19 protein-coding genes and 2 tRNA genes are annotated in these 17,979 nt (G+C 71.0%); 11 read left to right on the top strand and 10 right to left on the bottom strand.

Annotation, left to right across the window (positions count from 1 at the left end):
• Nucleotides 1-88 precede the first annotated feature (88 nt).
• Entirely contained in the window at nt 89-319 is a 231-nt protein-coding gene (rpmE, locus tag KZ813_RS02995; protein ID WP_183943387.1) for a 50S ribosomal protein L31, read from the top strand.
• 36 nt (nt 320-355) lie between these two features.
• Nucleotides 356-679 (top strand): PilZ domain-containing protein, encoded by a 324-nt coding sequence (locus tag KZ813_RS02990; RefSeq protein ID WP_219753500.1) that lies wholly within the window; start codon nt 356-358, stop codon nt 677-679.
• 220 nt (nt 680-899) lie between these two features.
• Here the strand turns inward: KZ813_RS02990 and KZ813_RS02985 are convergent, their stop codons facing one another.
• Together KZ813_RS02985 and KZ813_RS02980 are read right to left on the bottom strand one after the other, a co-directional pair.
• Nucleotides 900-1,346, bottom strand: a complete 447-nt coding sequence (locus tag KZ813_RS02985) for an NfeD family protein (RefSeq protein ID WP_219753499.1) — start codon at nt 1,344-1,346, stop codon at nt 900-902.
• On the bottom strand, nt 1,343-2,308 hold the full coding sequence (locus KZ813_RS02980) for an SPFH domain-containing protein (protein ID WP_219753498.1): 966 nt from the start codon (nt 2,306-2,308) through the stop codon (nt 1,343-1,345). Before KZ813_RS02980 ends, KZ813_RS02985 begins: the two co-directional genes overlap by 4 nt.
• A gap of 130 nt (nt 2,309-2,438) precedes the next feature.
• Between KZ813_RS02980 and guaB the strand changes: the two genes are divergently transcribed.
• From guaB to KZ813_RS02950, 6 genes are all read left to right on the top strand, one after another.
• A complete protein-coding gene (guaB, locus tag KZ813_RS02975) occupies nt 2,439-3,896 on the top strand; it encodes an IMP dehydrogenase (RefSeq protein ID WP_219753497.1) in 1,458 nt (485 codons plus the stop codon).
• Nucleotides 3,897-5,051, top strand: a complete 1,155-nt coding sequence (locus tag KZ813_RS02970; RefSeq protein WP_219753496.1) for an RsmB/NOP family class I SAM-dependent RNA methyltransferase — start codon at nt 3,897-3,899, stop codon at nt 5,049-5,051.
• Between the two features lie 33 nt (nt 5,052-5,084).
• The gene (locus KZ813_RS02965; RefSeq protein ID WP_219753495.1) at nt 5,085-5,606 is read left to right on the top strand and encodes a tetratricopeptide repeat protein; all 522 of its coding nucleotides are present in this window, start codon (nt 5,085-5,087) and stop codon (nt 5,604-5,606) included.
• Nucleotides 5,607-5,691: 85 nt separating this feature from the next.
• A complete protein-coding gene (gene ccmC / locus KZ813_RS02960) occupies nt 5,692-6,417 on the top strand; it encodes a heme ABC transporter permease CcmC (RefSeq protein ID WP_219753494.1) in 726 nt (241 codons plus the stop codon).
• A gap of 97 nt (nt 6,418-6,514) precedes the next feature.
• On the top strand, nt 6,515-6,952 hold the full coding sequence (gene ccmE, locus KZ813_RS02955; protein ID WP_219753493.1) for a cytochrome c maturation protein CcmE: 438 nt from the start codon (nt 6,515-6,517) through the stop codon (nt 6,950-6,952).
• Nucleotides 6,952-7,593 (top strand): tetratricopeptide repeat protein, encoded by a 642-nt coding sequence (locus KZ813_RS02950; protein ID WP_219753829.1) that lies wholly within the window; start codon nt 6,952-6,954, stop codon nt 7,591-7,593. Before ccmE ends, KZ813_RS02950 begins: the two co-directional genes overlap by 1 nt.
• A 16-nt stretch (nt 7,594-7,609) precedes the next feature.
• Here the strand turns inward: KZ813_RS02950 and KZ813_RS02945 are convergent, their stop codons facing one another.
• On the bottom strand, nt 7,610-7,831 hold the full coding sequence (locus KZ813_RS02945; protein WP_219753492.1) for a DUF3072 domain-containing protein: 222 nt from the start codon (nt 7,829-7,831) through the stop codon (nt 7,610-7,612).
• Between the two features lie 141 nt (nt 7,832-7,972).
• Between KZ813_RS02945 and KZ813_RS02940 the strand changes: the two genes are divergently transcribed.
• Together KZ813_RS02940 and KZ813_RS02935 are read left to right on the top strand one after the other, a co-directional pair.
• Complete coding sequence (locus tag KZ813_RS02940; RefSeq protein ID WP_373369249.1) at nt 7,973-9,889, top strand: potassium transporter Kup; 1,917 nt, start codon at nt 7,973-7,975, stop codon at nt 9,887-9,889.
• Nucleotides 9,886-10,419, top strand: coding sequence for a 2'-5' RNA ligase family protein (locus KZ813_RS02935; RefSeq protein ID WP_219753490.1), 534 nt, complete (start codon nt 9,886-9,888; stop codon nt 10,417-10,419). The genes KZ813_RS02940 and KZ813_RS02935 overlap by 4 nt, the downstream gene beginning before the upstream one ends.
• A 562-nt stretch (nt 10,420-10,981) precedes the next feature.
• Here the strand turns inward: KZ813_RS02935 and KZ813_RS02930 are convergent.
• Nucleotides 10,982-11,058, bottom strand: a tRNA-Met gene (locus tag KZ813_RS02930).
• 52 nt (nt 11,059-11,110) lie between these two features.
• Complete coding sequence (rimO, locus tag KZ813_RS02925) at nt 11,111-12,448, bottom strand: 30S ribosomal protein S12 methylthiotransferase RimO (RefSeq protein ID WP_219753489.1); 1,338 nt, start codon at nt 12,446-12,448, stop codon at nt 11,111-11,113.
• 94 nt (nt 12,449-12,542) lie between these two features.
• Here rimO and KZ813_RS02920 point away from each other — a divergent pair, with 94 nt between their 5' ends.
• Complete coding sequence (locus KZ813_RS02920; protein WP_219753488.1) at nt 12,543-13,637, top strand: anhydro-N-acetylmuramic acid kinase; 1,095 nt, start codon at nt 12,543-12,545, stop codon at nt 13,635-13,637.
• A 3-nt stretch (nt 13,638-13,640) separates the two neighbouring features.
• Here the strand turns inward: KZ813_RS02920 and KZ813_RS02915 are convergent, their stop codons facing one another.
• From KZ813_RS02915 to rpsA, 5 genes are all read right to left on the bottom strand, one after another.
• Nucleotides 13,641-14,063, bottom strand: coding sequence for a DUF4112 domain-containing protein (locus tag KZ813_RS02915; RefSeq protein ID WP_219753487.1), 423 nt, complete (start codon nt 14,061-14,063; stop codon nt 13,641-13,643).
• A gap of 5 nt (nt 14,064-14,068) precedes the next feature.
• Nucleotides 14,069-15,511, bottom strand: a complete 1,443-nt coding sequence (locus tag KZ813_RS02910; protein WP_308461769.1) for an ABC transporter substrate-binding protein — start codon at nt 15,509-15,511, stop codon at nt 14,069-14,071.
• 17 nt (nt 15,512-15,528) lie between these two features.
• Nucleotides 15,529-15,612 (bottom strand) — tRNA-Leu (locus KZ813_RS02905).
• Nucleotides 15,613-15,661: 49 nt separating this feature from the next.
• A complete protein-coding gene (locus tag KZ813_RS02900) occupies nt 15,662-15,946 on the bottom strand; it encodes an integration host factor subunit beta (protein ID WP_219753486.1) in 285 nt (94 codons plus the stop codon).
• Between the two features lie 194 nt (nt 15,947-16,140).
• Nucleotides 16,141-17,847: a 30S ribosomal protein S1 gene (gene rpsA / locus KZ813_RS02895; protein WP_219753485.1), complete on the bottom strand. Its 1,707-nt coding sequence runs from the start codon at nt 17,845-17,847 to the stop codon at nt 16,141-16,143.
• Nucleotides 17,848-17,979: the final 132 nt, after the last annotated feature.

Here is a 17,979-nt window from a genome sequence, read left to right as displayed (position 1 = left end):
GCATACTTTGACTTTACCGCACGTGCGCTGTAGGGCGCGCGGCTTGCTTTACCAGGCTGGTCGGAACCAGCCGCTCAGGAGCGTGACCGTGAAGAAAGACACCCACCCCGACTATCACATGATCAAGGTGCAGATGACCGACGGCACCGTCTACGAGACTCGCTCCACCTGGGGCAAGGAAGGCGACGTGATGACGCTGGAGATCGATCCGCTCGCGCACCCGGCGTGGACGGGCGGCAAGGGTCAGATGCTCGACCAGGGTGGCCAGGTCGCGCGCTTCAACAAGCGCTTCGGCGGCGGTCTCACGCTGCGTAAGTAAACCTGTTGTTAGGCATGGCGGCGTAGCATCGCCGCCATGTTCGCCGCCGAATATGCCCCCGCCGAGCGCCCCGTCCGCCGCGGACGCCGCGCCCCCGTCGCCGTCGAGGCTCCGGTCGAGCAGAGCGGCATGGCGCGCACCTTGTGCAAGGTCATGGACCTGTCGCTCCACGGCTGCCGGCTGCTGACCTTCTCCGCGATGGCGCGCGACGAGTCGATCTGGCTCACTATCCCCGGGCTCGGCGTGGTCGCCGCGATCGTGGTGTGGGCGGACGAGCTCGTGGCAGGCTGCCAGTTCCTCTCCCCGCTGAGCGACGAGACGCTCGAGTCGCTCTTGCTGCGCTACGGCCTGCCGCACTGAGGTGCGAGGCGAGGTGGGCGCGGGCAGGCGGGCGGCGACGAGTCCGACGCGACGCCTTCCTCTGGCGTCTTCCTGAACGCGTTCAAGGACCCACCGGTCGCCAGCCCCCTCCCGTCGCTGGGTCGGCGGCACCGTGGAAGCTGAAACAACTTCGGGATGTGACGCCGGGGTGGGTGCTGGCTCCTCCGCGACACCGCCTCGCGCTGATCCGCTGACGCCCTCACACCGCCTCCACGCTGACCACGCCGTCGCGCACCGCGACGATGCGGACGCGCGCGCCCGCGGGCAGGTCGGGGCCGCGCGCGGGCCAGCTGCCGTCCCCCACCGCGACTCGCCCGCGGCCGTCGACGATCGCGCGCTCCAGCCGCGTGACCTCGCCGACCAGCCGCGCGGCGCGGTCGTTGAGGTGCGAGTCGCCGCCCGCCACCGGATAGTCGCGGTACCAGCGGCGGCCGACGACCACCGCGACCGCGCTCCACAGCGCGAAGCAGACCAGTTGCGCGGCGAGCGGCAGCGGCGCGATCGCGTAGCTGATCGCCGCGGTCGCCGCCGCCGCCAGCGCGAGGAAGACGAGGAACACGCCGGGCACCGCCAGCTCGGCGAGCCCCAGCAGCAGCGCCGCGGCCAGCCATGCCGCGCCCGGCTCGCTCAGCCAGTCGAGCGTCATCGCCGCGGGTCGAGCGCCGAGCGCGGCAGGTCGATCGGCGGCTCGGACGAGTCGTTGGGCGCGAGCACGCTCTTGGTCAGCTCGCCGATCCCGCCCAGCGTACCGATCAGCTGGGTCGCCTCCACCGGGAAGAGGATCGTCTTGGCGTTGGGACTGGTGGCGAACTTGCCGAGCGCCTCGACATATTTCTGCGCGACGAAATAGTTGATCGCCTGCGTGCCGCCGGCGGCGATCGCGTCCGACACCACCTGCGTCGCCTTGGCCTCGGCCTCGGCGGCGCGCTCGCGCGCCTCGGCGTCGCGATAGGCCGACTCGCGGCGGCCCTCCGCCTCGAGGATGCGCGCCTGCTTCTGCCCCTCGGCGCGCAGGATCTCGGAGGCGCGCGAGCCCTCGGCGTCGAGGATGTTGGCGCGCTTCTCGCGCTCGGCCTTCATCTGCCGGCCCATCGCGGCGACGATGTCTGCGGGCGGGCGGATGTCCTTGATCTCGACGCGGGTGATCTTGACGCCCCAGGGCACGGTGGCGTGGTCCACCACCGAGAGCAGCCGCGCGTTGATCTCGTCGCGCTTCGACAGAGTCTCGTCGAGGTCCATCGAGCCCATCACCGTGCGCAGGTTGGTGGTGGTGAGCTGGAGCAGCGCGACATAGAGGTCCGAGACCTCATAGGCGGCCTTGGCGGCATCGAGCACCTGGAAGAACACGACCCCGTCGGTGGAGACGATCGCGTTGTCCTTGGTGATGATCTCCTGCCCGGGGATGTCGATCACCTGCTCCATCATGTTCACGCGCCGGCCGACGCGGTAGAAGAAGGCGGGGTAGAAGTTGAAGCCCGGCGCCGCGGTGCCGGTGTAGCGGCCGAAATGCTCGATCGTGTACTGATAGCCCTGGCGGACGATCTTGATGCTCGTCAGCAGGTAGAAGACGACCAGCGCCAGGAACAACAGGGCCAGCGTCACCGTCACCGTCTCTTTCCCCCTCGGTCTCACCGCACTCGCGCGCGATCATAGCCGCTGCGGGGCGGGGGGCCTAGCGAGATGCGGGGAACGCGGTTACATGGCGCGCCACTCCTCGCTCCCAAGGATTCGGCGCCCCATGGACATCCGCCTCGGCCTCACCTTCGACGACGTGCTGCTCACGCCCGCCGAGTCCGCGGTGCTCCCCGGCGAGGCGGACACGCGCACGCGGCTGACGCGCGACATCGCGCTCAACATCCCGATCCTGTCCTCGGCGATGGACACCGTCACCGAGGCCGACATGGCGATCGTGATGGCGCAGCTGGGCGGCATGGGGGTGCTGCACCGCAATCTCACCGTCGACGAGCAGGTCGCCGCGGTGCGCCAGGTCAAGCGCTTCGAGAGCGGCATGGTGGTCAATCCGATCACGATCGCGCCCGAGGCGACGCTGGCGCAGGCGCAGGCGCTGATGAAGGCCAATCGGATCAGCGGCATCCCGGTGGTGGAGCGCGACGGCAAGCTGGTCGGCATCCTCACCAACCGCGACGTCCGCTTCGCCGAGAACCCGGACCAGCCGGTCGCCGAGCTGATGACGCGCGAGCATCTCGCCACCGTCTCGGTCGGCGTGAAGCAGGACGAGGCGCGCCGGCTGCTCCACCAACGCCGCATCGAGAAGCTGCTGGTGGTCGACGACGCCTATCGCTGCGTCGGGCTGATCACCGTGAAGGACATCGAGAAAGCGGTCATGTACCCGGAGGCGACCAAGGACGCCGCCGGCCGGCTCCGCGTCGCCGCCGCCACCACCGTGGGCGACAAGGGCTTCGCGCGCACCGAGGCGCTGGTCGACGCCGAGTGCGACCTCATCGTGATCGACACCGCGCACGGCCACAACCGCGACGTCGCGCGCGCGGTCGAGCGCGTGAAGAAGCTGTCCAACTCGGTCCAGGTCGTCGCCGGCAACGTCGCCACCGCCGAGGCGACGCGCGCGCTGATCGACGCGGGTGCGGACGGGATCAAGGTCGGCATCGGGCCCGGCTCGATCTGCACCACACGCGTGGTGGCCGGCGTGGGCGTACCCCAGCTCACCGCGGTGATGGACTGCGCCGAGGCCGGCGCCGCCGCGGGCGTGCCGGTGATCGCCGACGGCGGACTGCGCACCTCGGGCGATCTCGCCAAGGCGCTGGCCGCGGGCGCGTCGACCTGCATGGTCGGTTCGCTACTCGCCGGGACCGAGGAGGCGCCGGGGGAAACGTTCCTTTATCAAGGACGTGCGTACAAATCCTATCGTGGGATGGGAAGCGTGGGCGCGATGGGCCGCGGCTCGGCCGACCGCTATTTCCAGGGCGAGGTGCGCGACCAGCTCAAGCTCGTCCCCGAGGGGATCGAGGGCCAGGTGCCGTACAAGGGCCCCGCGCGCGACGTGATCCACCAGCTGGTCGGCGGCATCAAGGCGGCGATGGGCTATACCGGTTCCGCGACGATCCGTGCCCTCCAGGAGCGCGCCCGCTTCGTCCAGATCACCGGCGCTGGGCTCAAGGAGAGCCATGTCCACGACGTCACGATCACGCGCGAGGCGCCCAACTATCCGACGCGCTGAGTGACCCCCGCGGCGCGCACCCAGGCGGCGATCGAGCTGCTCGACTCGATCGTCGCCGCGGCCGAGCAGGGCGGCGCCGCCGCCGACACGCTGATCGCGCGCTATTTCGCGGCGCGGCGCTACGCCGGCTCGAAGGATCGGCGCGCGGTGCGCGAGTTGGTCTATGCCGCGATCCGCGCGCTCGGCGAGCGGCCCGCGAGCGGGCGCGCCGCGCTGGTCACGATCGCCCGCCAGGACGCGGCGCTCGCCGCCACGTTCGACGGCTCGGCGCACGGGCCCGCGCCGATCGCGGACGAGCCCGCGGCCGCGCCCGGCGTGCTGCCGCGCTGGCTGGCGGAGCGCCTCGCGGCCTCGGGACTGGATCCGGCCGAGCAGGCGGCGCTGGTCGAACGCGCTCCGCTCGACGTTCGCGTCAACCCGCTCCGCGGCGAGCTGCCCGTGATCGAGGGTGCCGCACCGATCGCCGGCCTCCCCGACGCGCGGCGTCTCCCCGCCGGCACCGATCTCGCCCCCTACGCCGGGCTGGTCGAGGCGCAGGACGCTGGCAGCCAGGCGGTGACGCTCGCCGCGGGTGCCGCGCCGGGGATGACCGTCCTCGACCTCTGCGCGGGCGCCGGAGGCAAGAGCCTCGCGCTCGCCGCCGCGATGGCGAACCAGGGTCGGATCATCGCCAGCGACGTCGACCGCGCGCGACTGGCGCGGCTGGCGCCCCGCGCCGAGAGGGCGGCCGCGAGGATCATCGAGCCGCTGCTGCTCGACGGCGGGCGCGAGGCGGCGGCGCTCGCCGGCGTCCGCGCCGACATCGTGTTCGTCGACGCGCCCTGCTCGGGCAGCGGGACGTGGCGGCGCAACCCCGAGGCGCGCTGGCGGCTCACCCCCGAGCGGCTCGAGCGCTACGCCGCGATGCAGCGCCACGTACTCGCGCTCGGTGCCCCCGCGGTGCGCCCCGGCGGCGCGCTGGTGTTCGTGACCTGCTCGCTGCTCGACGCCGAGGGCGCCGACCAGGTCGAACTGTTCCTCGCCGATCATCCCGGCTGGAGCGCCGAGCCGCTCGCGCTGCCGTTCGGGCGCGCGCGCGGACGGGGCGTCCGGCTCACCCCCGCGCACGACGGCACCGACGGTTTTTTCGTCGCGCGGCTGCGGGCACCATGCTAGGCGCTGGCGATCGTGTCGAAGCTGGAGCCGTTCATGCGTTTCACCTCGGTCGCCACTGCCGCGGCGCTGGCGCTGGTGTCGATCTCGACCTCGCTGCACGGCCAGCGCCCGGACGACCAGATCGACGCGCGCAGCATGGCGCTGCTGCAGCAGGGCAAGGCGGCACGTGCCGCGGGCAACCTCGACGGCGCGACCGACCTGTTCGAGAGCGCGGTGACGGTCGATCCGCGCAACCGTCAGGCCTTCATCGCGCTCGCCCAGGTGGCGGAGACGCGACAGCTGCCGGGCAAGGCGATCCGACTCTATCGCGAGGCGCTGCTGCTCGAGCCCAACGACGTCGCCGCGCTGACCGGGCAGGGCGAGGCGATGGTGGCGAAAGGCGCGGTCGAGCGCGCCAAGCAGAATCTCGCGCGCGTCCGCACCCTGTGCCAGGGCCAGTGCACCCAGGCGACCGAGCTCGCCGCCGCGATCGCCAAGGGTCCGCCGGTCACCACCGCGCAGGTCAGCGCGCCCAGCACCGTGCCGCCCGTGGCGCCGTCCTCATCGCGCGACTGACGCGCTCGCGTCCCCCGACCAGAGTCGCTAAGCTGGTGCATCGCCTCGCCTCACTGCTCGCCTGACCGATCGATCGCCCAGCCCCTTGCCGACGCTCCACGCCCTCGCCAACCCCGCCCGCTTCCTTCGGATCGCGCGCCCGCTCACGCCCTGGCTGTGGTGGCTGGGGGTGGTGCTGGTCGCGTTCGGCAGCTGGGCCGGGCTGACCCAGACGCCGCCGGACTATCTGCAGGGCGAGACGGTGCGAATCCTCTACGTCCACGTCCCCGCCGCCTGGCTCGGCATGGGCGGGTGGAGCGCGATCGCGATCGCGAGCACCGCCTTCCTGGTATGGCGCCACCCGCTGGCCGAGGTCGCCGCGCGCGCGGTCGCGGTGCCCGGCGCCACCTTCGCGGCGCTGTGCCTCGTCACCGGCGCGATCTGGGGGCGGCCGACCTGGGGGACGTGGTGGCAATGGGACGGGCGGCTGACGTCGATGCTGCTGCTGTTCTTCGTCTATCTCGGCTTCATCGCGCTTTCCAACGCCGATCGCGAGCGCGGCGGCGACGGGCGCGTGCCCGCGATCTACGGCATCGCGGGCACCGTGCTGCTGCCGATCATCCGCTACTCGGTGGTGTGGTGGAACACGCTCCACCAGGGGCCGAGCATCGGGCTGACCTCGTCGACGATCGACCGCTCGCTGCTGTGGCCGCTGCCGATCATGCTGCTCGGCTTCTCCTGCCTGTTCGGCGCGATCGTCCTGATGCGGATGCGCACGATCCTCGCCGTCGCGAAGGCCGAGGCGCGGCTGCGGCGGAGGGCGCTGGCATGAACCCCTGGCCCTTCGTGCTCGTAGCCTATGCGCTGGTGCTCGGCGCGGGCGCCCTGGTCGGCTGGCTGAGCTACCGCGCGATGCGGAAGCACGAGAAGTGACGCCCAAGTCGCAGCGGATGACGCTGGTGGCGCTCGGCGCGCTGGCGCTCGCCGCCGCGGCGCTGCTGGCGCTGTCGGGACTGCGGAACCAGGCCGCTTTCTTCTACGCGCCGAGCGACGTGCGCGGCGCGCTCCCGTCATCGAACAAGGCGGTCCGGCTGGGCGGCATGGTCGCGCGCGGCTCACTCCGGCGCGCGGGCGACGGCGTCTCGATCGCCTTCACCGTCACCGACGGGCAGGCGACGACCCCGGTCCGCTTCAGCGGGATCGCGCCCGATCTGTTCCGCGAGGGCTCCGGCGTGGTGGCGGAGGGGCATTTCAACCCCGACGGCTCGTTCACCGCGACCAACCTGCTCGCCAAGCACGACGAGAAATACATGCCGCCGCAGATGGCGGGCAAGATGCACGAGACTCGCACGCTGGAGACGCGGTGATGGGATTCGCCGCGCTGCTGCTGCTCGGGGCGGGCGCGTTCGCCGCACTGGCGCTGTTGCGCGCCGATCGCGCGCTATGGACGTTGCTCGCGGCGGCATTGTGCCTCGGCGGTGCGGGCTATGCGTGGCAGGGATCACCGCTCCTCGCCGCGGCGCCCGCGACGCCGCGGGTCGAGAGCGCGCCGATCGACCCCGACGAGATCGCGCTGCGTGACAGCCTGCTGGGGCGCTACACCGCCGACACCGCCTATCTCGTCGCCGCCGACGCGATGACCCGCAGCGGCAACAGTCGCGCCGCGGCCTGGGTCGTACTGGGCGGGGTGTCAAAGCTCCCGAAGAGCTTCATCCTATGGACCTGGGCGGGGGTCACGCTCGCGGCCGACGCGGGCGACCGGCTCTCGCCCCCCGCGCTGCTCGCCTTTCGCCAGGCCGCGCGGCTCGCGCCGGAGCATCCCGCGCCGCCCTATTATCTCGGCATGGCGTATCTCAAGGCGGGCCAGCTCACCCAGGCGCGCGCGCTGTGGCTGCGCGCGGTGGCACTCTCCGCGCCGGGCACCGACTACCGACGCGAGTTGGCGCGCCGCGTGCTGGTGCTCGACCAGTTCATCGCCGCGGGCGTCGATCCCTCGCTCGGAGGGTGACGCCCGCGCGATCGGGTCAGTCGGTCTTGCCGCGCCCGGTCTGCTCCTGCAGCGAGTCGATCTTCTTCGACGCGTCGGCCTTGGTGAGCGTGTCGTCGAAAGCCTCGCCCGCTTCCTCGCTCAGCGTCTTGAGGTAGCTCGCCTGCGCGCCGGTCATCGGCTCGTCCCCCGTGGTCCAGTCGTCGGGATCCTTCTCCGCGTTGGAGTAGGGGTGGCTCTTGGGATTGTCGTCGCTCATCACCATCTCCTGTAGTGTGTGGATAACCCTGACGTTCGATATCTGTTCCGCGTTGCCGCCCCATGGCGCGCGTGCTAGGCGCGCTGGCACCATGGCAACACACGCGGGCGACGCCTCGAGCACGGTCGGCAACGCATGAGCGTGAACACCGACGACCCGGCGGTCCGCGCGCAGGCCCAGGCGGGGCATCATCACGGCACCGGCGACGGCCTGGCGCGGCTCGCGCTCGGCGCGATCGGCGTGGTGTACGGCGACATCGGCACCAGCCCGCTCTACGCGCTCAAGGAGGTGTTCGTCGGGCACCATCCGCTCGCGGTCGACCAGCTCCACATCTTCGGCGTGATCAGCCTCGTCTTCTGGTCGCTGATGCTGATCGTCACCCTCAAATACGTGCTGATCGTCCTGCGCGCCGACAATAACGGCGAGGGCGGCAGCCTCGCGCTGCTCGCGTTGATCCAGCGCCGCTCGGGCGCGGGCAAGCGCTGGGGGCCGAGCCTCGTCATCCTCGGCGTGCTCGCCACCGCGCTGTTCTTCGGCGACTGCATGATCACGCCCGCGATCTCGGTGCTGTCCGCGGTGGAGGGGCTGGCGACGGTGGAGCAGGGTTTCGACTCGTTCGTGCTGCCGATCGCGGTGACGATCCTGATCGCGCTCTTCTACCTCCAGTCGATCGGGACGGAGAAGGTGGGGCGGCTGTTCGGCCCGATCATGGCAGTCTATTTCGTCGTGCTCGCGGTGATGGGCGGGATCCATATCGTCGCGCGGCCCGACATCCTCTACGCGCTCAACCCGGTCTACGCGGTGCGCTTCGCCGCCAACGACGGCACACTCGCCTTCCTGGCGCTCGGCTCGGTGGTGCTGGCGGTGACCGGCGCCGAGGCGCTCTACGCCGACATGGGGCATTTCGGGCGCAAGCCGATCTCCTACGCCTGGCTCGGCTTCGTGCTGCCCGCGCTGATGATCAACTATCTCGGCCAGGGGGCGCTGCTGCTGGAGCAGCCGTCCGCGGCGGAGAACCCCTTCTTCCTGATGGCGCCCGAGAGCTGGCGGCTGTGGCTGGTGATCCTCGCCACCATGGCCACGGTGATCGCCAGCCAGGCGGTGATCACCGGCGCCTATTCGGTGGTGCAGCAGGCGGTGCAGCTGGGGCTGATGCCGCGGATCCGCATCACCCATACCAGCGCCTCGGAGGCCGGCCAGATCTACATCCCCGCGGTCAACTGGGCGCTGATGGTGATGGTGCTGCTGCTGGTGTTCGGCTTCGGTGAATCCTCCAACCTCGCCGCCGCCTATGGCATCGCGGTGACGGGGACGATGTTCATCTCGACCTGCATGGTCGGCGTGCTGATCCGCCGCGTGTGGCACTGGCCGATCTGGGCGACCGCGCTGTTCGAGATCACCTTCCTGTCGATCGACGGGCTCTATTTCGCCTCGAACCTGACCAAGGTGCCCGACGGCGGCTGGTTCCCGCTGCTGGTGGCGGTGATCGTCTTCGTGCTGCTCACCACCTGGTCGCAGGGGCGCAAGCTGATGCTCGAGCGGATGCGCGAGGCGGCGATGCCGATCAAGATCTTCATCGACTCGGCCGCGACCTCGGCGACGCGCGTGCCCGGCACGGCGGTGTTCATGACCTCGACGCCGGAGGGCGTGCCCCACGCCTTGCTCCACAACCTCAAGCACAATCGCGTGCTCCACGAGCGCGTGATCCTGCTGACCGTGCGGGTCACCGACATGCCCTATTTCCCCGAGGAGGACCGCTTCCTCCACGAGGACCTGGGGCAGGGCTTCCACCGCGTGGTGCTGCGCTACGGCTTCATGGAAGAGCCCGACGTGCCCGCGCACCTGCGCTCCTATGACGGCTGCGGCGCCGAGTTCCGCATGATGGACACCAGCTTCTTCCTCAGCCGCCAGACCTTGCTCGCCTCGGACCGGCCGGGGATGGCGATCTGGCGCGAGAAACTGTTCAGCTGGATGCTGCGCAACGCCGAGAGCGCGATGGAGTTCTTCCGCCTGCCCACCAACCGCGTGGTCGAGCTGGGCAGCCAGATCGAGATTTGAGCGACCCCGACGCCCCGAGCCTCGCGCCCATCATCGTCACCGCGCTGTTCGGCGCGGCGGACCAGGCGTTCCTCGATGCCCAGCGCCGCGCCTTCTTCCCGCCCGAGCGCAACCAGCTCGCCGCGCATCTGACGATGTTCCACCACCTGCCGCCGAGCGGCGCGGCCGAGCTGCGCCAGCGGCTGGTGGCGGAGACGCGCGGGGTGCCGCCGCCGCGCGCGCGGCTCGCCGGCCTGGTGTCGCTCGGGCGCGGCGTGGCCTATCGCGTCGAGAGCGCGGCGCTGGAGGCGATCCGAGCGCGGCTCGCCGAGGCGTTCCGCGGGCTGCTGACGCCGCAGGACCAGGCCGGCTGGCGCGCGCACGTGACGGTGCAGAACAAGGTGGAGCCGGGCGAGGCGCGCGCGCTGCTCGCACGGCTCACGGCCGAGTTCGTCGCGCGGCCGGTCACGATCGCGGGGCTCGGCGCCTATTGGTATCGCGGCGGCCCGTGGGAGCCGCTGTCGCGCCACCTGTTCGACGCGCGCACCTGATCGCCGCGCGGTGGCGCGGTCGGGCGCCCCTCGCCACGACGAGGCCGACGCGGGCGCGGGGCGTGACCTGGACCCTCGCGTACCTCAGCGGGGCAGGCTCATTCAGTCCCGCCGTGGGCCCGCTTTGTCGTTCCTGTCCGTATCCGTTTGGGGTATCGGCGCGCTCTTCTTCGGCTTACCTCCATCGGAAAGTGCGTCCGTGTATCACGCGAGATCGATCAGTCATGCTGCCCCGGTGCGCGCGCCTGGGCTCCTGTCGTCGTTGTGGACGTGGCTGACGAGGCGCGACCGCGAAGCGGCTGCCCTCCGAGCCTCGCGGAGCGCGGCGGGGCTATGCGAGGATTGCGGCACCGAGCCTCCCGCCGAGGACGGCATCTGCGACCGTTGTTACGTCGAGCGGATGGCCGTGCCCTGATCGATGCGCCATGCCGGCCATCACCGTGTTCGGCAGCGCATCGTGAATAGCGGATCGGCAGGTAGCGCCGCTGGATCGGCGGTACGAAGAATAGAGCGAGACCGCCATTCGGCGCATCGAGAGTGGCGGATCTCTGCGCTTCTCGAATGGTAGCGGAGGAGGGACTTGAACCCCCGACACGCGGATTATGATTCCGCTGCTCTAACCAGCTGAGCTACTCCGCCCCAAGGGCATTCGCCGAAGCGAGGGCGCCTCTTAGCAGTGCGCGCGACGCCGTCAAGCGGCAACCGGCACGCCGTACAGATCGTGCTCGTCGGCGTCCTCGATCGCCGCGCGCACGATGTCGCCCGGCGCGAGATGGCCGGCGTCGCGCAGCTGCACCTCACCGTCGATCTCGGGGGCGTCGGCCTGCGAGCGCGCGGTGGCGCCGCCGCTCGCCGCGTCCACCGCGTCGACGATCACCTCGAGCGTGCGCCCCACCTTGGCGCCGAGCTTGGCCGCGGAGATCGCCGCGGTCTTCGCCATGATCCGGGCGTAGCGCTCCTCCTTGACCTCCTCGGGCACCGGGTCGGGCAGGTCGTTCGCCGACGCGCCCGCGACCGGCTCGAAGCGGAACGCGCCGACGCGGTCGAGCTGCGCCTCGTCGAGCCAGTCGAGCAGATATTGGAAGTCCGCCTCGGTCTCGCCGGGGAAGCCGACCACGAAGGTCGAGCGGATCGCGATGTCGGGGCACACCTCGCGCCAGCCGCGGATCCGGCCGAGGACCTTGGCGTCGTTGGCGGGACGTTTCATCCGGCGCAGCACCGCGGGGGCGGCATGCTGGAAGGGGATGTCCAGATAGGGCAGCACCAGCCCCTCCGCCATCAGCGGGATGACCTGATCGACGTGGGGGTAGGGATAGACGTAGTGGAGGCGCACCCAGGGCGCGATCTGGCCGAGCTCGCGCGCCAGGTCGGTCATGTGCGGGCGCACCTCGCGGTCCTTCCAGCGGCGCGGCTGGTTGCGGATGTCGATGCCATAGGCCGAGGTGTCCTGGCTGATCACCAGCAGCTCGCGCGTCCCCGCCGCGACCAGCTTCTCCGCCTCGCGCAGGATCGCGTCCGGGCGGCGGCTGACCAGGTCGCCGCGCAGCGACGGGATGATGCAGAAGGAGCAGCGGTGATTGCAGCCCTCGGAGATCTTGAGATAGCTGTAATGCCGCGGGGTCAGCTTGAGTCCGGCGTCGGGGATCAGGTCGACATAGGGGCTGATCGCGGCGGGGGCGGCGGCGTGGACCGCCTCCACCACCTGCTCATATTCGTGCGCGCCGGTGATCGCGAGCACGTCGGGGAAGCGCCGGCGGATCGCCTCGGCCTCCTTGCCCATACAGCCGGTGACGATCACGCGCCCGTTCTCGGCGATCGCCTCGCCGATCGCCTCCAGGCTCTCCTCCTTCGCCGAGTCGAGGAAGCCGCAGGTGTTGACCAGTACAACGTCGGCGCCGGCATAATCAGGCGACATCTGGTAGCCGTCGGCGCGCAGCTGGGTCAGGATCCGCTCGGAGTCGACCAGATTCTTCGGGCAGCCGAGCGAGACCATGCCGACGCGCGGCGGGGAGGGGAGTAGAGTTGCCATGAGACGCCGCGCACATAATGCGCGACGGCCGGATTTGCCAGCACCGCCGACGAGACGATAGGAACAGCGAGTGAACGGGCGGGAGACAGACACCATGCTGGCGATCGGGCTGATGTCGGGCACCTCGCTCGACGGCATCGACGCGGCGCTGATCGAGACCGACGGCGAGCGCGCCGCGCGGCTGCTGGCGTTCCGCGGCGAGCCTTACTCGGACCCGGCGCGCGCGCAGCTGGCCGCCGCGACCCAGCTGGCGCTCGGCTTCCAGCGCCCCCGCGCCAGCCCGCCGATCGTCGCCGCGGCCGAGCTGATCACGCGCACGCACGCGCTAACGGTGCAGAAGCTGCTGCGCGACGCGGGCGTGACCGCGAACGAGGTCGACGTCATCGGCTTTCACGGCCAGACCGTGGCGCATCGGCCCGACCGCGGCTGGACCTGGCAGATCGGCGACGGCCAGACGCTCGCCGACGTCACCGGCATCGTCACGGTCGCCGACTTCCGTTCCGCCGACGTCGCCGCGGGAGGGCAGGGCGCGCCGCTGCTGCCGGTCTATCACGCCGCGCGCGCCGCGACGTTCGACGAGCCCGTGGCGGTGCTCAACCTGGGCGGGGTCGCCAATATCACCCTCGTGGCCGACGGCGCACCGCTCGCCGCCTTCGACACCGGCCCCGCCAACGGGCTGATCGACAGCTGGATGGAGCAAGAGGCGGGCGAGCGCTTCGACCGCGACGGTGCCGCCGCGGCGGCCGGCCGGATCGACGAGAGCGTGCTCGGCGCGATGCTCGACCATCCGTTCTTCGACGCGCCTTACCCCAAGTCGCTCGATCGCAGCGACTTCACGATCCAGCCGGCGCGCGGGCTGAGCCTGGCGGACGGCGCGGCGACGCTGACGGCGTTCACCGCGGCGAGCGTCGCGGTGGCGCTGCGGCTGCTGCCGCGCGCGCCGCGACGGCTGCTGGTGGGCGGCGGGGGGCGGCTCAACCCGGTGCTGATGCGGATGATCGCGGAGCAGACCGGGCTGGCCGCCGAGTCGGTCGACGCGCTCGGCTGGAACGGCGACTCGCTCGAGGCGGAGGGCTTCGCCTTCATGGCGGTGCGCACGCTGCGGTCGCTGCCGATCAGCTTCCCGGGGACGACCGGCGCGCCGCGCGCGCTGTGCGGCGGGACCGTCTTCCAGCCCCGACCCCGCTGAGCCTCAGCGCGTGACCGTCACCGTCGCGGGATGGTGCTTGTCGAGATAGCGCTTGATCCGCTTCACGTTGCGCGTGTTCGAGCGGTACATCAGGTCGGCCGCGTCACCGATCACCGGGATCGCGCCCAGCAGCGTGTCGAAGCCGATCCGCGCCGTCATGCCGAGCAGCGCGGCGCGCCCCATGCCGAGGTTGCGCGCCTCCCACACGATCCACATGCCCATCGCCGCGGTGACCAGGTCGCCGACCACGGGCACCAGCCCGACGATCGCGTCGAGCCCGACGCGGCGGTTGATGCCGGGGATGACGAACAATCCCTCGAGCAACTGCTCCATCGCCTCGACGCGGCGGCGCACCGAGGCGGGGTCGGTGCCGGTCGGCAACGAGTCGAGCAGCGGCGAGGTCAGCGGGGTGGGGCGGGCGTTCATGGGATCTAATTGGTGTCGGCGCGCAGTCGGTTCAACGGGTGCCAGGCGCGCGCGTTGGGCTGCCACTGACGCAGCCGCAGCGCGACGAGCGACCAGCGGAACGGGCGCGCCAGCGGGATGAAGGCGACGTCGTCGGCGAGCAGGCGGTCGGCAGTGGCGCTGGCGCTGGCGCGCGCGTCGAGCGTGTCGGCCAGCCGCGCCGCCTCGACCGCGTCATGCGCCTCGTCCGAGCAGGTGACGCACGCTTCCGCCAGATACCAGCGCGCGCTGTCATAGGGCGCGACCGCGTCGACCAGGCGCAGGTCCGCCTCGGCGGCGTCGGCGGCGACGCGGATCGGGCGCACGCCGATCGCGTAGAGATCGCGCGCGAGCCGTGCCCAGAGCAGCGTCCCGCCCGCGCCGCCGGGGAGCGCGAGGCGAAGCTCGGGCGCGACCCCGCTCGCGAGCCGCCACGCGCTGACGCGCGCGCGCGCCGCCGCCTGTCGCTGCTCGGGCAGGACGGTGCTCCACCCCGGGTTGGCGGGCGGCGCGGCGGAGTCGAGCTGCTCGGGAAGCAGGGTCTCGCGCGCCGCCCAATCGGTGGACACGCTCGTCACCAGGTCGCCGCGGTCGAACGCCATCGCCACCGCTCCCCGGTTGGCGGCGTCGGCGAGGAAGCCGTCGCGACGCACCACCGCGAGACCGAACAGGCCGGCGGCGGGATCGAGCCTCACGTTGATCGGCGCCGGGTTGGCGGCGCGCAGCAGCGGCCAGTCGGTGATCGTCCCGCCCGAGACGAGGTCGGACTGGCGCTCGACGAAGCGCAGGATCGCGGTCGCGGCGCGCTCCCCGCGCAGCAGCACGTCATCCTCGGGCGCGGGGCCGGGCTCCTCGGGATCACGGTCGGGGTCGATCGCGGGTGTCAGCAGCAACCCGCCGCCGCGCTCGGTGCGCCGGCGGAACGGGCCAGCGCCGCCCGGCGGGCGCGGGCGGTCGCGCACCAGCGCGAGCTCGGGCTGGGCGAAGAGCTTGAGCAGGTCGGGGCGCGGGCGTGCCAGCTCGACCTCGATCACCTCGGGGGTCATCTCGACGATCGACGACACCGCGGTGAGATAGGGCGCGAGCCGGTTGGCCGAGCGCGCCGCGATCTCGCGCCGCAGGAGCGCCACCACCTGCGCCGCACGCACCGGCTCGCCGTCGGGCCAATGCGCGTCGCGTAGGCGGAAGATATAGCTGCGTCCCTCGTCGGTGACGATCCAGCGCTCGGCGACACCCGCCTCGACCTGTCCCGCGGCGTCGAGCCGCACCAGCCCCTCGGCGAGCGAGTCGGCGAGCAGCCGGTCGGACTCACCGAGCTGAGCGCGGTCGCGCCCGGCGAGCCGAGGCGTGCCGCCGATGACGCTGACGACGACCGGTCCGACGTCCGCGCGTCGCCCGCAACCGGTGGTGGTGAACAGCAGCGTCGCCACGATCGTGCGCCCGAGGATGGTGCGGACGGCGGGACTCGAACCCGCACGCCGATGGCAGAGGATTTTAAGTCCCCAGCGTCTACCGATTCCGCCACGTCCGCCCATCGCCGACCACGAAGCGGTTGCGACGGACCGCGTCAACCCGGCGCGTCACTCACCGACGTTGAGCCGGACGCGCATCTCCTTGCCGGGCTTGAAGAAGGGAACTCGCTTGGCGTCGACCTCGACGGTCTCCCCGGTGCGCGGGTTGCGGCCGACTCGCGCGTCGCGCGCGCGCGTCGAGAAAGCGCCGAACCCGCGCAGCTCCACCCGGCCGTTGTTGGCGAGCCGGGCGGTGATCTCGTCGAAGAAGGTGGTCACGATCGCCTCCACGTCGCGCTGCGCCAGCTCCGGATTACCGGCGGCCAACTGCTGCACCAACTCAGAGCGTATCATCCTGCGTCCACTTCCGCCGTATACCAAGTGAGGCGGGTTGATACAGATAAGCCCCGCGGGGCGATAGCACCGATCTGGTCGCTTTTACGCATTATGGGTCAACGCAGAACGGTTGAGCGCTACCATCGAACGAGAGAGGGGACCGGCCTCGCGGCCGATCCCCTCCCATGTCACCTCGCGGCGGCGAACGTGGCTTACTTCTTGGTCTCGCGCGCCTTGAGCGCCTCGCCCAGGATGTCGCCCAGCGACGCGCCCGAGTCGGACGAGCCGTACTGCGCCACCGCCTGCTTCTCCTCGGAGATCTGCATCGCCTTGATCGAGAAGGTCGGCTTCTTGGAGCGATCGAAGCCCGTCACCATCGCGTCGAACTTCTGGCCGACCTGGAAGCGCTCCGGGCGCTGCTCATCGCGGTCGCGGCCGAGATCGGTGCGCTTGATGAAGCCGGTCGCGCCATCGTCGCCCTGCTGGACCTCGAGACCCGCGTCGCGGACCTCGAGCACGGTGACGGTGACGACCTGGTTCTTGCCCAGGCGATCGCCCGCGCCCGCCGCGACGGGGCCGCCGCGCTCGAGCTGCTTCATGCCGAGCGAGATGCGCTCCTTCTCCGGATCGATGTCGAGCACCACCGCCTGGACGGTCTCGCCCTTGCGGTGAAGGTTGAGCGCGTCCTCACCCGACACGCCCCAGGCGATGTCGGACATGTGCACCATGCCGTCGACGTCGTTGTCCAGGCCGATGAACAGGCCGAACTCGGTCGCGTTCTTGACCTCGCCCTCGACGGTCGAGCCGATCGGGTGCGCGGCGGCGAACGCCTCCCACGGGTTGGCCTGCGCCTGCTTCAGGCCCAGCGAGATGCGGCGCTTGTCCTCGTCGACCTCGAGCACCACCACGTCCACCTCCTGCGAGGTCGACACGATCTTGCCCGGATGGACGTTCTTCTTGGTCCACGACATCTCGGACACGTGGACGAGGCCCTCGATGCCCGGCTCGAGCTCGACGAACGCGCCATATTCGGTGATGTTGGTGACGCGGCCCGACAGCTTGGCGCCGACCGGATATTTGGACGAGGCGCCGTCCCACGGATCGCTCTCGAGCTGCTTCATGCCCAGCGAGATGCGCTGCGTGTCCTTGTTGATGCGGATGATCTGCACCTTCACGGTGTCGCCGATGTTGATCATCTCGCTCGGGTGGCCGACGCGCTTGTAGCTGAGATCGGTGACGTGCAGCAGGCCGTCGATCCCGCCGAGGTCGACGAAGGCGCCGTAGTCGGTGATGTTCTTCACCACGCCGTCGATGATCTGGCCCTCGTGGAGCGACTGGATCAGGCCCGAGCGCTGCTCGGCGCGGGTCTCTTCCAGCACGGCGCGGCGCGACACCACGATGTTGCCGCGCTTGCGGTCCATCTTGAGGATCTGGAACGGCTGCGGGATGTCCATCAGCGGGGTGACGTCACGCACCGGGCGGATGTCGACCTGCGAGCCGGGGAGGAACGCCACCGCGCCGTTGAGGTCGACGGTGAAGCCGCCCTTGACGCGGCCGAAGATCACGCCCTCGACGCGCGCGGTCTTGCTGAACTCGAGCTCGAGCTTGTCCCAGGCGGCCTCGCGGCGCGCGCGGTCGCGGCTGAGCATCGCCTCGCCGTGCATGTTCTCGACGCGGTCGACATAGACCTCGACCTCGTCCCCGACCTTGAGCTCGGCCTTCTGTCCCGGCGCCGGCGCGAACTCGCGCAGCGGCACGCGGCCCTCGCTCTTGAGCCCGACGTCGATCACCGCCAGGTCGTTCTCGATGCCGGTCACGGTGCCGAGCACCACGCGGCCCTCGAAGCTGTCGGCGCCGCCGAACATGTCATCGAGCAGCGCCGCGAATTCGTCGCGCGAGGGAGTTGCCGTAGAGGCCATAGATACTTCGTCCTAGTCGTGTTTCCGGCCAAGCGGTTGTGTCCGCTGGTCTTGGCCATCACTGCCGCGACGGCCGCATGCCGCGCGCGACATCCGTGTCGGCACGAGGTGCGAGGAGACGCCGCCCATAAG

This window comes from Sphingomonas folli (assembly GCF_019429525.1).
GTDB classification, from domain to species: Bacteria; Pseudomonadota; Alphaproteobacteria; order Sphingomonadales; family Sphingomonadaceae; genus Sphingomonas; species Sphingomonas folii.
This window is presented reverse-complemented; position numbering and strand designations above follow the sequence as displayed.

Bases quoted from the DNA above. Each gene is read 5' to 3' on its own strand.
- KZ813_RS02990 (WP_219753500.1), top strand. From the start codon at position 356: ATGTTCGCCGCCGAATATGCCCCCGCCGAGCGCCCCGTCCGCCGCGGA.
- KZ813_RS02985 (WP_219753499.1), bottom strand. From the start codon at position 1,346: ATGACGCTCGACTGGCTGAGCGAGCCGGGCGCGGCATGGCTGGCCGCG.
- guaB (WP_219753497.1), top strand. From the start codon at position 2,439: ATGGACATCCGCCTCGGCCTCACCTTCGACGACGTGCTGCTCACGCCC.
- KZ813_RS02965 (WP_219753495.1), top strand. From the start codon at position 5,085: ATGCGTTTCACCTCGGTCGCCACTGCCGCGGCGCTGGCGCTGGTGTCG.
- KZ813_RS02950 (WP_219753829.1), top strand. From the start codon at position 6,952: ATGGGATTCGCCGCGCTGCTGCTGCTCGGGGCGGGCGCGTTCGCCGCA.
- KZ813_RS02945 (WP_219753492.1), bottom strand. From the start codon at position 7,831: ATGAGCGACGACAATCCCAAGAGCCACCCCTACTCCAACGCGGAGAAG.
- rimO (WP_219753489.1), bottom strand. From the start codon at position 12,448: ATGGCAACTCTACTCCCCTCCCCGCCGCGCGTCGGCATGGTCTCGCTC.
- KZ813_RS02920 (WP_219753488.1), top strand. From the start codon at position 12,543: ATGCTGGCGATCGGGCTGATGTCGGGCACCTCGCTCGACGGCATCGAC.
- KZ813_RS02915 (WP_219753487.1), bottom strand. From the start codon at position 14,063: ATGAACGCCCGCCCCACCCCGCTGACCTCGCCGCTGCTCGACTCGTTG.
- KZ813_RS02900 (WP_219753486.1), bottom strand. From the start codon at position 15,946: ATGATACGCTCTGAGTTGGTGCAGCAGTTGGCCGCCGGTAATCCGGAG.
- rpsA (WP_219753485.1), bottom strand. From the start codon at position 17,847: ATGGCCTCTACGGCAACTCCCTCGCGCGACGAATTCGCGGCGCTGCTC.